12 protein-coding genes are annotated in these 13,651 nt (G+C 71.0%); 5 read left to right on the forward strand and 7 right to left on the reverse strand.

The window, feature by feature from the left end:
- Positions 1-37: 37 nt before the first annotated feature.
- The 3 genes from dapA (at position 38) to ACIQWX_RS27990 (ending at position 4,756) form a co-directional block, all read left to right on the forward strand.
- Complete coding sequence (gene dapA, locus ACIQWX_RS27980) at positions 38-1,051, forward strand: 4-hydroxy-tetrahydrodipicolinate synthase (protein ID WP_400877083.1); 1,014 nt, start codon at positions 38-40, stop codon at positions 1,049-1,051.
- Positions 1,048-2,745, forward strand: coding sequence for a ribonuclease J (locus ACIQWX_RS27985; protein ID WP_400877085.1), 1,698 nt, complete (start codon positions 1,048-1,050; stop codon positions 2,743-2,745). The genes dapA and ACIQWX_RS27985 overlap by 4 nt, the downstream gene beginning before the upstream one ends.
- A 370-nt stretch (positions 2,746-3,115) precedes the next feature.
- The gene (locus tag ACIQWX_RS27990) at positions 3,116-4,756 is read left to right on the forward strand and encodes a VWA domain-containing protein (protein ID WP_400877087.1); all 1,641 of its coding nucleotides are present in this window, start codon (positions 3,116-3,118) and stop codon (positions 4,754-4,756) included.
- Here ACIQWX_RS27990 and ACIQWX_RS27995 read toward each other — a convergent pair.
- The 5 genes from ACIQWX_RS27995 to ACIQWX_RS28015 form a co-directional block, all read right to left on the reverse strand.
- Positions 4,710-6,080, reverse strand: coding sequence for an amino acid permease (locus tag ACIQWX_RS27995; RefSeq protein WP_400877089.1), 1,371 nt, complete (start codon positions 6,078-6,080; stop codon positions 4,710-4,712). The genes ACIQWX_RS27990 and ACIQWX_RS27995 overlap by 47 nt on opposite strands.
- 41 nt (positions 6,081-6,121) lie before the next feature.
- Entirely contained in the window at positions 6,122-7,069 is a 948-nt protein-coding gene (locus ACIQWX_RS28000; RefSeq protein WP_400877091.1) for an EamA family transporter, read from the reverse strand.
- 49 nt (positions 7,070-7,118) lie between these two features.
- Positions 7,119-7,733, reverse strand: a complete 615-nt coding sequence (wrbA, locus tag ACIQWX_RS28005; protein WP_400877093.1) for an NAD(P)H:quinone oxidoreductase — start codon at positions 7,731-7,733, stop codon at positions 7,119-7,121.
- A gap of 53 nt (positions 7,734-7,786) precedes the next feature.
- Positions 7,787-8,242 carry a hypothetical protein gene (locus ACIQWX_RS28010; protein ID WP_400877095.1) on the reverse strand — a complete coding sequence of 152 codons (456 nt, stop codon included), beginning with the start codon at positions 8,240-8,242 and terminating at the stop codon, positions 7,787-7,789.
- Between the two features lie 72 nt (positions 8,243-8,314).
- Positions 8,315-9,130 carry a lysophospholipid acyltransferase family protein gene (locus tag ACIQWX_RS28015; protein WP_400877096.1) on the reverse strand — a complete coding sequence of 272 codons (816 nt, stop codon included), beginning with the start codon at positions 9,128-9,130 and terminating at the stop codon, positions 8,315-8,317.
- Positions 9,131-9,570: 440 nt separating this feature from the next.
- Here ACIQWX_RS28015 and ACIQWX_RS28020 point away from each other — a divergent pair, with 440 nt between their 5' ends.
- Together ACIQWX_RS28020 and ACIQWX_RS28025 are read left to right on the forward strand one after the other, a co-directional pair.
- The gene (locus tag ACIQWX_RS28020; protein WP_400877098.1) at positions 9,571-12,060 is read left to right on the forward strand and encodes a DNA translocase FtsK; all 2,490 of its coding nucleotides are present in this window, start codon (positions 9,571-9,573) and stop codon (positions 12,058-12,060) included.
- A gap of 36 nt (positions 12,061-12,096) precedes the next feature.
- On the forward strand, positions 12,097-12,525 hold the full coding sequence (locus ACIQWX_RS28025; RefSeq protein ID WP_400877100.1) for a hypothetical protein: 429 nt from the start codon (positions 12,097-12,099) through the stop codon (positions 12,523-12,525).
- A 3-nt stretch (positions 12,526-12,528) separates the two neighbouring features.
- Here the strand turns inward: ACIQWX_RS28025 and ACIQWX_RS28030 are convergent, their stop codons facing one another.
- On the reverse strand, positions 12,529-12,963 hold the full coding sequence (locus ACIQWX_RS28030) for a phospholipase (RefSeq protein ID WP_400877102.1): 435 nt from the start codon (positions 12,961-12,963) through the stop codon (positions 12,529-12,531).
- 116 nt (positions 12,964-13,079) lie between these two features.
- Positions 13,080-13,583 carry an amino-acid N-acetyltransferase gene (locus ACIQWX_RS28035; RefSeq protein WP_400877608.1) on the reverse strand — a complete coding sequence of 168 codons (504 nt, stop codon included), beginning with the start codon at positions 13,581-13,583 and terminating at the stop codon, positions 13,080-13,082.
- Between the last annotated feature and the right edge of the window lie 68 nt (positions 13,584-13,651).

Here is a 13,651-nt window from a genome sequence, read left to right on the forward strand (position 1 = left end):
GCGCGGTTTTGTCGGGGTGACGAGGTACCGTCTGGGCATGTCCAACCCACCTACCGCAGCGCCCGGACGGCCGTTCGGGCGCGTGCTCACCGCGATGGTCACCCCCTTCGACGCCGAGGGCGCGCTGGACCTGAAGCGGGCGCAGGAGCTGGCCGAGCACCTCGTGGAGCTGGGCAACGACGGTCTCGTGGTCAACGGCACCACCGGCGAGAGCCCCACCACGAGCGACGCGGAGAAGCAGGAGCTGATCCGCGCCGTGGTCGAGGCCGTCGGCGACCGCGCGACCGTCGTGGCCGGAGCGGGCACCAACAACACGGCGCACAGCATCGAGCAGGCGAAGCAGGCCGAAGCGGCCGGCGCGCACGGCCTCCTGGTCGTCACCCCGTACTACTCGCGGCCCAGCCAAGCGGGCCTGCACGCGCACTTCACGACCGTCGCGGACAGCACCGGCCTGCCGGTGATGCTCTACGACATCCCGCCGCGCTCGGTCGTCCCGATCGAGGTCGACACGCTGCTGCGGCTGGCCGAGCACCCGCGGATCGTCGCGGTCAAGGACGCCAAGGGCGACCTGATCGCCGGCTCCGAGGTCATCGCCAACACCCACCTCGCCTACTACTCGGGCGACGACGGCCTGAACCTGCCGTGGATCTCCGTCGGCGGCACCGGCGTGGTGAGTGTGATCGGTCACGTCGTCGCGGGCCGGATCCGCGCGATGATCGACGCCTACGAGAACGGCGACACGTCCACCGCGCGCACCAACCACCGCGGCATGCTGCCGGTGCTGCGCGCGATGTCGCGGGTCGGCGGGGTCGCGTTCAGCAAGACGGCGCTGCGGCTGCGCGGCTTCGACGTCGGCGAGCCGCGCCTGCCGATCGTCGCCCCGACCGCCGAGCAGGCCACCCTGATCGCCGCCGATCTCGGCCAGGGCGGCGTGCCGCTGGGCGACACGGCGGCCCGGGACTGGCATGGTGAGCGGGTGGCACAAGCAGACTCGAGGGCCGCCTACGTGGCGCCGACCTCGCACACCAGCGTTGGGACCCTGCCTCGGTGAGCTCACTTCCCCCCGGTCCAGGCCCCACCAACGCCCCGCCCAAGCTTCCCGAAGGGGCCCTGCGCGTCGTCGCGCTGGGCGGCATCGGCGAGGTCGGGCGCAACATGACCGTCTTCGAATTCGGCGGCCGGCTGCTCATCGTCGACTGCGGGGTGCTCTTCCCCGAGGACGACCAGCCCGGCGTCGACCTGATCCTGCCCGACTTCCGCGCGATCGAGGACCGCCTCGACGACATCGACGGACTGGTGCTCACCCACGGGCACGAGGACCACATCGGTGCCGTCCCGTTCCTCCTGCGCCTGCGGCCGGACCTGCCGATCTACGGCTCGAAGTTCACCAACGCCCTGCTCGCGGCGAAGGCCAAGGAACACCGGCAGCGGCCGAACCTGATCCAGGTCCGCGAGGGCGAGCGCCGCGACGTCGGCGCGTTCAACCTGGAGTTCTTCGCGGTCAACCACTCCATCCCGGACGCGCTCGCGGTCGCGATCCGCACCCCGGCGGGCGTGGTCCTGCACACCGGCGACATCAAGCTCGACCAGCTCCCGCTGGACGGCCGCCTCACCGACCTGGCCGGCTTCTCCCGGCTCGGCGACGAAGGCGTCGACCTGTTCTGCGTCGACTCGACCAACGCCGAGGTCCCCGGGTTCGTCATGCCCGAGCGCGACATCGGCCCGGTCCTCGACGACGTCATCCGCCGCGTCGACCAGCGCGTGATCGTGGCCTGCTTCGCCAGCCACGTCCACCGCGTCCAGCAGGTCCTCGACGCCGCCCAGCGGCACGGCCGCCGGATCGCGTTCGTCGGCCGGTCGATGGTCCGGAACATGGGGATCGCGGCCGAGCTGGGCCTGCTGAACGTGCCGGACGGCCTGCTCGTCGACCTCGACCAGGCCAGCACCCTGCCGGAGAGCAAGGTCCTGTTCGTCTCGACGGGTTCGCAGGGTGAGCCGCTCTCGGCGCTGTCGCGGATGGCGCGCGGCGAGCACCGGCAGATCTCGATCCGCGCGGGCGACACCGTCGTGCTGGCCAGCTCGATGATCCCGGGCAACGAGACCGCGGTGTTCGGCGTGGTCAACGGCCTGACCCGGCTCGGCGCGAACGTCGTCCACCAGGGCAACGCGAAGGTCCACGTGTCCGGCCACGCGTCGGCGGGGGAGCTGCTCTACCTGTACAACGCGGTGCGCCCGAGCAACGTGATGCCGGTCCACGGCGAGTGGAAGCACCTGCGCGCGAACGGCGAGCTGGCGATCCGCACCGGCGTCGCGGCCGAGAACGTGGTCATCGCCGAAGACGGCGTGGTCGTCGACCTGGTCGACGGCAAGGCGTCCCGCACCGGCCGCGTCGAGGTCGGGCACGTGTACGTCGACGGCCTTTCGGTCGGCGACGTCGGCGAGTCGACCCTGTCGGACCGGCTGGTCCTCGGCGAGGGCGGGTTCATCTCGATCAGCGTCGCGGTGGACTCCAGCACGGGCCGCGCGGTCAGCAGCCCGACGGTGTCCGGCCGCGGCTTCTCCGACGACCCGAAGGCGCTCGCCGCCGTCGTCCCGCTGGTGGAGATGGAGCTGGCGCGCACGGAGGCCGAGGGCATCACCGACACGCACCGGATCGCCCAGGCGGTCCGCCGGGTGGTGGGCCGCTGGGTGGCCGACACGTACCGCCGCCGCCCGATGATCGTCCCGACGGTCATCCCGGTCTAGCGCCCCAAGGCGGCCTTGGTTGCGTCTGACGCACCCAAGGCGGCCTTCGGTGCGTCAGACGCACCGAAGGCCACATTGGGGCGCTCCTCCTAGCGCGTCACCGTGGCCAAGCCCAGGGCGAAGGCGACCGCGGCTATCTGGCGGAACAGTGCGCGGCGGGCCTGCCGCTGTTCGGTCCTCGTCGGTTTCATGCGTACCCCCAAGCGGTAGACGTCCAGTGTCGCGCGTGCCCGGGCTCCGGACATCCCGCTCCGGGACGGCCTTGCCTCCCTCCCCGGGATGAGGCGGGGTTAGGCCGTCCGGACCACGAACCGGCGCTTTGCCCGGCGCTAACCTGGGTCCCAGCCCGCCTCGGGAAGAGAGGCCGCCGATGGGACGACACTCCGACGGACGACGCCGGTTGCTGGTGCCCGTCCTCGCGACCGGGCTCGTGGTCGTCCTCGGGGCCGCGGCCTGGGTGACCGTATCGGCGGTGCGGTCCCGGCCCACCTGCGTGCAGCCGGCGAAGGTCCTGGTCACCGCGTCCGCCGACGTCGCGCCGGCGCTCCGGCTCGTCGCCCGGGAACTGGACCTGGCGTGCGGTTCGGTCGAGGTCCAGACCAGGGAGGCGGCCTCGGCCGCCGAGCGGCTCGCGATGTCCGACGGCAGCGAGCGGCCGCAGATCTGGGTGCCGGACTCGACCCTCGCACTGCGGCGCGCCCGCCGGCTCGGCGCCGGCGACGTCCCCGAGAGCGGGGCGTCGGTGGCCAGCTCGCCGGTCGTGCTGGCCACCGCGGAGGACGTCGTCAAGGGCATCGGCTGGCCCGAGCGCACCCCCACCTGGGCCGAGGTGCTGGCCGCGCAGGGTGCCGTCCCGGGCATGTCCGACCCGGCCCGCGACGCGGTCGGCGCGCTGGCGCTGCTCGGGCTGAAGGAGAGCGTCCGCGCGGCCCCCGAGCCAGCGGGCGCGTACGTCGCGCTGCTGCGACGGTTCTCGGCCAACACGCTCGGCGCGGAGACGGACCTGATCGCGCGGCTGCCGGGCTCGGGCGGCAGCGGCGGCACGGCCTCGGTGACGGCGTTCCCCGCGTCGGAGAACTCGGTGCTGCGCCACAACATCGAAGACCGGACGTCCCCGCTGGTCGCCGTCTACGCGACCGCGGTGCCCACTTTGGACTACCCGTTCGCGGAGCTGGGCGGCATCACCCCGCAGCAGCGCCCGATCGTCGACGCGCTGCGCGACGCGGTGCTCGGCGACGCGGGCGCGAACGCGATCGCGAAGACGGGCTTGCGAGCGGCGGGCGGCCAGGCGTTGCGCGACCACGCCGACGACCCGCGCGTGGCACCGCCGGGCATCCGGACGGCGAACCTCCCCGCCGCGGGGTCCGTCGACGAGCTGCTGAACCAGTGGGCCGGGGTCAACCTGAGCGCGCGGGTGCAGGTGCTGGTCGACGTGTCGGGGTCGATGAACGCCCAGGTGCCGGGGACCGGGCTGACCCGCATGCAGGTGTCGATGCAGGCGACGGAGAAGGCGTTGCACCTGTTCAAGCCGACGACCCAGCTGCGCATGCTGGCGTTTTCGACGCGCCTGGACGGCGACAAGGACTACCGCGAGCTGTTGCCGATGGCCTCGGTGGCCCAGCACCTGTCGAGCGGCGCACTGCAGCGGCTGGCCCAGGTGAAGGCGACCCCGAACGGCGGAACGGGGCTGTACGACAGCGTGCTGGACACGTACCGGACGGCCCGCCGAGAGTGGGAGCCGGGCCGGTTGAACCTGGTGATCGTCCTGACGGACGGCCGCAACGAGGACGCGCACAGCATTTCCCGAGCGGAGGCGCTGGCGGAGCTGACGAAGCTCCAGGACCCGCACCGCCCGATCCCCCTGATCGGAGTGGGCATCGGCCCGGACGCGGACAAAGCAGAGCTGGACCAGCTGACGGCGGCCACGGGCGGCCAGGCGTTCGTGGCGCCGGACCCGGCGAAGATCACGGACGTGTTTTTCGGTGCCCTGTCGAGGATCGCCGGCGGATGAGGGCGTAGACGCCCAGGATCACCGCCAAGCTGATCAAGCTCAAGTACAGCTGCGACCGCGCGTCCTCGTCGACGAACAGCATCGACGCCACCACCACCAACGTCGCCACCAGCGTCAGCCAGCTCAACCACGGATAACCCCACATCCGCAGCTTCAACGACTCAGGCGACGACGCCTCCAACCGCCGCCGCATTCGCAACTGCGAGCCGCAGATGATCGCGTACACGAACAGTGCCACCGCGCCCGCGGAATTGATGATGAAGTAGAAGATCTTGTCCGGGGACACGTAGCTCATCACCACCGCCACGTAACCGACCGAAGTGGACACCAGGATCGCCTTCCACGGCACTCCGCGCGCGTTCGTGTCCGCGATCCACGTCGGCGCCCAGCCGTGGCGGCGCAGGGCGAACAACATGCGGGATGCCGTGTACAGCCCCGAATTCAGCACCGACAACGCCGCCGTCAGCACCACCGCGCTGACCAATGTGGACGCCGCCGGGACGCCGAAGCGGCCGAACGCCGCCGCGAACGGGCTCGTCTCGGTCGGGATTTCGCGCCACGGCGTGATCATCACCAGCAGGGCCACCGAACCCACGTAGAACACGATCACGCGCCACACGATCGTCGACGTCGCCTTGCGGACCGCCGTCTCCGGCTGGTCCGACTCCGCCGCCGCGATCGTCACGATTTCCGCGCCGAAATAGGAGAAAATCACGATCACCACGCCGTGGACGACCGAAAAGCCGCCGTTCGGCACGAAACCGTCGAGGCCGATGTTGCCCACCGAAAAGTGCGCGTCCGGCCAGAGGCCGAGCACGAACAGCAGGCCCAGCACCAGGAACACGACGATGGTGGCGACCTTGATCGACGCCAGCCAGAACTCCGTCTCGCCGAACGACCGCGCCGACGCCAGGTTCGTCGCCGTCAGCAGCAGCATCAGCGCCAGCGAGAACACCCATTGCGGCACACCGGGAAGCCAGCCCTGCAGGATCTTCGCGCCGGCCACCGCCTCGAACGCGACCACGCCGACCCAGAAGTACCAGTACAGCCAGCCGATCGTGAAGCCCGCCCAGCCGCCGAGCGACTCCCGCGCGTACTCCATGAACGAGCCGAGCGCCGGCGCGGCCGTCGCCATCTCGCCGAGCATGCGCATGACGAGCACGACCAGCAGCCCGCCCAGCGCGTAGGAGAGCACCGCCGCCGGGCCCACCGTGTGGATCACCGCGCCGCTGCCGATGAACAGGCTCGCGCCGATGATGCCGCCGAGCGCGATCATCCGGACGTGTCGTTGCCGCAGTTCGGGCCGCAGCCCCGACGTCGTCATGGTGGCGGATTCTCGCACTCCGACGCCATCTCGTGAAGAACTCAGCTCGTCAGGATCTCGGACTTCCGCTGCACGAGGTACGCGCCCGCCAGCAGGATCGCCGAGCCGAGCAGCTGCGGCCAGGTGAGCTCCTCGCCGAGCAGCGCCCACGCCGTGACGGTCACGATCACCGGCTCGACCAGCCCGAGCACGCTCGCGACCGACGCCGGCAGGTGCCGCAGCGACGAAATGCCGAAGACGTAGGCGAACACCGTCGCGACCAGCACCAGCAGGACCAGCAGCAGCCACACCGGCGGGCGCCACGCGCCGAACGCGACGTCCGTGCCGAGCAGCTCCAGCGGCCACGTCCACGGCGGCGCGACGAAGCCGACCAGCACCGCGCCGATCACCATGCCCCAGGTGACCAGGCCCAGCGGGTCGATGTCGGCCACCGCGCGCTCGCCGAGCAGGAAGTACCCGGCCGAGCACAGCGCCGCGCCGAAGCCGGCGAGCAGCCCGACGCCGTTCAGCGTGACGCCCTGCCAGACCTGCGCGACCAGCGACAGCCCGAGCATGGCCAGCGCGATGCCGCCCCACACCGACCGCGGCAGCCGGTGGCGCCGCACGAACCGCACCCACAGCGCGATGAGCACCGGCGACACGAACTCGAGCAGGATCGCGATGCCGACCGGGATCCGGCCCGCCGCGACGAAGTAGAGCAGCTGCACCCCGGCCACGCCGAGCAGGCCGTAGCCGGCCAGCACCGGGAGCTCGGCGCGGCGCACCCGCAGTTTCCGCGGCGCGACCAGCGCCACCCCGGCGAGCAGCACGAGCCCGGCGACGCCGATCCGCATCGCGGCCACCTGCTCCGGGCTGAACCCGGCGGACATCGCGGACTTGCCCAGCGTGCCCGACGTGCTGAAGAACAGCGCGGCCAGCAGGACGAGGGTGGTCCCGCGGCCGCGGTGGGCCACCCGGGGAGGCGCGAGGACGGGCAGCTCGGTGGTCACCACCGCGACTGTAGGGCCCACCGCGTCACTGCCAAAGCGTTTTTTCCGGTTATTCGGACTGCTTGAGCCCGGTCGCGACGTGCGTCGTGATCGTCGCGAGCCGGCGCCCCTGGACGCGCAGCGCGCCGAGCGCGAGGTCGTCCGGCGCCGCCGACTTGCGCGAGACGAACGAGCCGCCGTACGGGTTGCCGGACTCCATCAGGTGCGGGTCGGTGTAGCCGAGCGGGACGACGATCGCGCCCCAGTGGTAGAAGACGTTGTTGATCGCCAGCAGCGTCGACTCCAGGCCGCCGTGCCGGGTGGACGCCGTCGTGAAGGACGTCGCGACCTTGTCGGCGAGCTTTCCCTGTGCCCACAGGCCACCCGTGCTGTCCAAATAGGACTTGAGCTGGGCTGCCGGGCCGCCGAAGCGGGTCGGGCTGCCGAAGGCGAGCCCGTCCGCCCAGACGAGGTCGTCGAGCGTGGCGAGCTCGTGGTGCGGCCCGTCGTCCAGCCAAGCCTGCCAGCGCGGGTTCTTGGCGATGGCCTCGGCGGGGACGGTCTCCGGCACGGTCCGCACCCGCACTTCGGCCCCGGTCTCGCGCGCGCCCGCGGCGAGGGACTCGGCGAGGGCGGCGGTGTTGCCGGTCGAGCTGTAGTAGACGACGAGTATCCGTGTGCTCACGTCCACCGACTCTAGGGGCTCCGCGGCGGTGTCTCAGAGTTCGGACACCGGGCTCAGCAACCCTGCCGGCCGCTGTCGACCACGTAGTACTCGTCGTGCCAGAAGACCCAGCCGATCGCGGCCACGCAGCGGTTCGCCGTGCCCGTGACCCCCTTGGGGCCCGCGTAGTACTTGTAGACGCCGTCGTCCGGGCTCGACGAGCGGTCGGCCGTGCACGGCAGGCCTTCGCCGCTGGTCTCGACGCAGCGCGAGATCTTCACGTAGGTCTCCGCGGCCACCCCGTAGGTGGCGCCGCGGTGGTAGAAGCACGCGCTGTTGGTGCCGCCGTCGGCGCTGTTGTAGTAGATCGTCAGCTCGCCCATGCCGAGGGTGCCGCTGCTGCTGTCGTAGGTCTTCGTGCCCGAGCACGACACCGCGGCGCTCGCCGGTGCCGCCGTGACGGCCGCGGTGGTCACCGCGATGCCGAGCGCGGCCAAGATCGAACCCACGGTCTTCGCGATCCTTCGCATGGGACCTGCCCTCCACGTCACCGACGGAACGCAGCACCCACGCCCGCGGCGGGGAAAGGGTTTAGCCGGCGCTCAGGATCCGGGCTTCGGCTTCCACGGGCTGACGGTGTCGGTCGGGCGCGTCGGGTCGTGGAAGCGCGGGCGGTCCGGCTCGGCCGCGCGCAGCGGGACGAGACCGTCGGTGATCGCCTGCATGACCTTCGCGTGCGCGCGCACGCCGGCGCCCGGGCGCTCCGGCTCGACGTCCGACAGGTCGACGGGGTCGCCGAAGTGCACCCGGAACTTCGGCCGGCGCAGGGGAGCGCTGAGCCCGGACCGGGCGAGCGGGACGAGGTCGGCCGGGCCGTTGACGGTCTCGGTGCCCCAGTAGACGGCTTCGTGCGCGCCCCACTGACTGATCGGGATCACGGGCACGCCCGAGGCGAGGGCCAGCCGGGCCGCGCCGGTCTTGCCGCGCTCGGGCCACAGGCCGGGGTCGTGGCTGATCCGGCCCTCCGGGTAGACGATGATCGGTTCGCGCGTGGTTTTCAGCGCCTCGACGGCCTCGGCGAACTGCCCGACGGCCGTGCCGGCGTTCTTGCGGTCGACGCGCAGGTGGCCGCTGACGCGTAGCGCCGGGCCGATGACGGGGGCGTCCAGGATGCCGCCCGCCAGCATGAACCGCGGGTTGATGCCGATCCGCTTGCACGCCGCCATCAGCACGAACGCGTCGAAGACGCCGATGTGGTTGGCGGTCATCAGCAGGGGCTTGCCGCGCAGCTGGGCGGGGATCCGGCCGGTGACGGTCAGCTTGCCGACCAGGTTCACCAGCCCGCGGTCGATGTTCAGCATGGTCCGCCAGATGGCGGGGGCCCGGCGGGAGGTGTTGTCGGAGTGCAGCGCGACCATGGGGCAGAGCATGGCAGACGCCGATTTCACCCGAATGCGCACTCGTCGGATCGGGTTCGGGGGCGGCCGCTTGGGGGCGCGAACGGTCCGTTCGCGCGCCGTCGGGGAGAACGACCGGTCGTTGCAACGCGAGAACGACCGGTCTGGGCTGGAGAGAACGACCGGTCTTGCCGTGCCGAGAACGACCGGTCTTTTCGGATCAAGAACGACTGGTCGTTCCGGAACGGTCATGACCGGTCGTTCCCCAAGGAGAACGACTGGTCTTTCCGAGGCCAGAACGACCGGTCTTTCTTAAGCTAGAACGACTGGTCTTTCCGCCCACCGCCCACCCGCAGGGGTTCACCCGGACGGCCGCTCAACCCCCGTCGTGAGGCAGAAGTTCACCCTGAGCCGAGAGTGGCGCATGGGACGAACGCCCACGGCCGGTTACCGTAAAAGGCATGGCTGGGTCGGCGACGAGGAAGCGAAGCACGAGTAGCGGCGCGAAGGGGTCAGCGGCGCGTAAGCCGCGTACGCCGGCGAAGTCCCGCCCAACAGCCCGCAAACCGGCCCCCCGCAAACCAGCCCCCCGCCGCAAGACCCCCGGGATCTTCGGCAAGGGCGTCCGCGGCACCTGGAACCTCCTGGCCAAGGGCATCGGCACCCTGGCCCGCACGGTCGGCCGCACCCGTGAACTCGAACCCGAACACCGCCGCGACGGCGTCGCGCTGGGCCTGATCGCCCTGGCGATCGTCGCGGCCGTCGGCGTCTGGTGGCGGGCCGCCGGGCCGATCGGGGCCGGAGTCGAAATCGCGACCCGGACCGTCCTCGGCGCCGGCGCCGTGACGCTGCCCCTGGTCCTCGTGGTCGTCGCCGTCGCGCTCATGCGGTCGGAGCCGCACCCCGAAACCCGGCCGCGGATGGTCATCGGGACGATCATGGTCGTCCTGTCCGTGCTCGGGCTGCTGCACATCTTCACCGCGCTCCCGGACACCAACGACGGCCGCATGTACGCCGGCGGCATCGTCGGCGCCTTCTCCGGCGGCCTGCTCACCATGGGTGTCACCACCTGGGTCGCCGTCCCGATCCTGATCCTGGCACTCGTCTTCGGCGTGCTCGTCTTCACCGGCACGCCGGTGCGCGAGATCCCGACCAGGCTGCGCAACTGGGGCCTCGACGAAGAGGAGATCGCCGAAGCGGACCAGAAGTCCGGCTTCGCCACCGACGAGGACACCGTCACCGAGGCCGACCCGAAGTCCGCGCGCCTGCGCAAGCCGTCGCGCCGGCGTCAGGCCAGCGACGCCAACCCCGAGCAGCTCGACATCGACGCCGCCCTGGCCGAGGTGCCGACGCCGATCAAGCCGCCCAAGGCCGTGCCGAAGCCGGCGGAGATCCCGGAAAAGAAGCCGAAGAAGGCGCCGGAACCGCCGCTCGCGGTGACCCGCACCGTCGAGGGCGACTACCAGCTCCCGCCGCCCGACCTGCTGAAGCTCGGCGACGCGCCGAAGTCCCGCAGCAAGGCCAACGACGCCATGATCGAGGCGATCACCGGCGTCCTGGAGCAGTTCAACGTCGACGCGCAGGTCACCGGCTTCACCCGCGGCCCGACGGTCACGCGCTACGAGGTCGAGCTCGGCCCCGGCGTGAAGGTCGAGAAGATCACCGCGCTGACCAAGAACATCGCCTACGCCGTCGCGACCGACAACGTCCGGCTGCTGGCGCCGATCCCCGGCAAGTCCGCGGTCGGCATCGAGGTGCCGAACTCCGACCGCGAGATGGTCCGCTTGGGTGACGTCCTGCGGGCGCCGTCCACGGTCAAGGACAACCACCCGATGGTGATCGGCCTCGGCAAGGACATCGAGGGCCACTTCGTCACCGCGAACCTGACGAAGATGCCGCACCTCCTGGTCGCCGGTTCCACCGGTTCCGGTAAGTCGAGCTTCGTCAACTCGATGCTGGTGTCGCTGCTCGCGCGCTCGACGCCGGACGAGTGCCGGATGATCCTGATCGACCCGAAGATGGTCGAGCTGACGCCGTACGAGGGCATCCCGCACCTGATCACGCCCATCATCACCCAGCCGAAGAAGGCCGCCGCCGCGCTGGCCTGGCTGGTGGAGGAGATGGAGCAGCGCTACCAGGACATGCAGGTCAACAAGGTCCGGCACATCGACGACTACAACAAGAAGGTGAAGTCCGGCGAGATCACCGCGCCGCCGGGCTCGGAGCGCGAATACCGGCCGTACCCGTACATCATGGCGATCGTCGACGAGCTCGCCGACCTGATGATGACCGCGCCGCGCGACGTCGAGGACGCGATCGTCCGGATCACCCAGAAGGCGCGCGCGGCGGGCATCCACCTGGTGCTGGCGACGCAGCGGCCGTCGGTCGACGTCGTCACCGGCCTGATCAAGACCAACGTGCCTTCGCGGCTGGCCTTCGCGACGTCGTCGCTGACCGACTCGCGGGTCATCCTCGACCAGCCGGGCGCGGAGAAGCTGATCGGCATGGGCGACGCGCTCTACCTGCCGATGGGCGCCGGGAAGCCGGTCCGCATCCAGGGCGCGTTCGTCGGAGACGAAGAGATCGCCGCGGTCGTCAACTACGCCAAGGAGCAGGCGCAGCCGGACTACCAGGACGGCGTCACCGCGCAGAAGGCAGGCGAGAAGAAGGAGATCGACTCCGACATCGGCGACGACCTCGACGTCCTGCTGCAGGCGGCGGAGCTGATCGTGACGTCCCAGTTCGGCTCGACGTCGATGCTGCAGCGCAAGCTGCGGGTCGGGTTCGCCAAGGCGGGGCGCCTGATGGACCTGCTGGAGAGCCGCGGGATCGTCGGCCCGTCGGAGGGTTCGAAGGCCCGCGACGTGCTGATCAAGCCGGAGGAGCTGGACTCGGTCCTGTACCTGATCCGCGGCGGCGACCCGTCGCCGTCCGACTCCGACGAGGAATAGTGCAACCCGCCGGTGGGCCCGTTCCGTCCTGAGCGCATGGACCCGCAGCGCATCGCAGCCGGACTGTTCGCCATCGCCGTCGTCGCGGTGGGCGCCGGGAGCTCGGTCGCGGCCGGGCAGCCGGTGCCGGCCCGGCCGTCGGCGCCCTCGACCGTGAGCACGGCGCCGCAGGGTGACGTCACCCTGCACGTCGGGCAGGAGGCCGCGATCCAGGGGAAGGACCTGACGGTCCGGTACCTGCGGGTCGTGTCGGACTCCCGCTGCCGCCCGAACATGACGTGCATCTGGCAGGGCGAGGCGACGCTGGCGTTCCTGCTGAGCGAGCCGGGCCGCGGCGAGAGCACGACGGCCGAGCTGCACAGCGGGCCCCGGACGGGCCCCCAGGCGACCTCGTTCGCCGCCAGCCGCGTCGAGCTGGTGTCGGTGAGCGAGGACGGCCTGGAGGCCACGATCCGGGTCGGGTGAGCCTCAGCCGCCGAACTTGCGCACCGCCTGGTAGTACGTCCACGCCGCGCCCTTGCAGGCGACGTTCGAGCCGCAGACGTTCTTCAGGTCGGAGTACAGGTTGTCGTCGATCTTCAGGCGGTTCGCCTCGGTGAACCGGCCCTGCTTCTTGTAGTTGCGGTACCCGAAGTCGTGCCGGTGGCAGCCCGGGAGGAACTTCCAGCCGAACGGGTTGTCCGGGGCCCACGAGCAGCCGTCGGAGGACCAGTCGAGCTGGCCGTTGTACGGCGCCTGGCCGCGGATCGTCTCGAAGTTCGAGAGCGAGGTGCTGAAGAGGTACTGGTCGGTCACGGTCGGGATGTCGACCGCCGCCGCCGTGCCGGCGCCCAGCAGGGCACCCCCGCCGACAGTCGCGGCCACCGCGATGGTGGCCCCCAGGTTCCGCAGAGTCGTGCGCATCTTGTGCGTTCCTTGCTGATCAGGTGAGGAATTGACCAGCTCATCCTGAAACATCCGGGTGGCGCGCGTCACCGCCCGGAAGGAGGTTAAGGGGAAACGTTCAGACTTAGGGGTGCTCAGAGTTCGAGCAGCATTCGCGAGTTGCCCAGCGTGTTCGGCTTGACGTAGGGCAGGTCGAGGAACTCGGCGACGCCGGTGTCGTGCGAGCGCCGCATCTCCTCGTACACCTCGTGCGACACCGGGGTGCCCTGGATCTCCACGAAGCCGTGGCCCTGGAAGAAGCTCGTCTCGAAGGTCAGCACGAACAGCCGCCTGAGACCCAGCTCACGTGCCTCGTCCACCAGCCGGGCGACCAGCACGCGCCCGACGCCCTGGCCGCGGGCGGCCTTGTCGACCACCACGGTCCGCAGCTCGGCGATGTCCTCCCAGAGCACGTGCAGCGCGGCCGCGCCGACGACCTCGCCGTCCACCTCGGCGACCCAGAACTCCTGGACCGCTTCGTACAGCGTGACCAGGTCCTTCTCGAGGAGGACGCGGCCGGCGTCGGAGTCGACCAGGGCCTTGATCTTGCGGACGTCGGCGATCCGCGCGCGGCGGACGGCGGGGGAGGCGGACGGCACGATCGTCAACACTGCCACACCGCCGGGCACGACCGGGCTACGCCGTCGTCAACCGGCCGGGACCGGCG

The organism is Amycolatopsis sp. NPDC098790 (genome assembly GCF_044759945.1).
In the GTDB taxonomy this organism is placed as follows: Bacteria; Actinomycetota; Actinomycetes; order Mycobacteriales; family Pseudonocardiaceae; genus Amycolatopsis.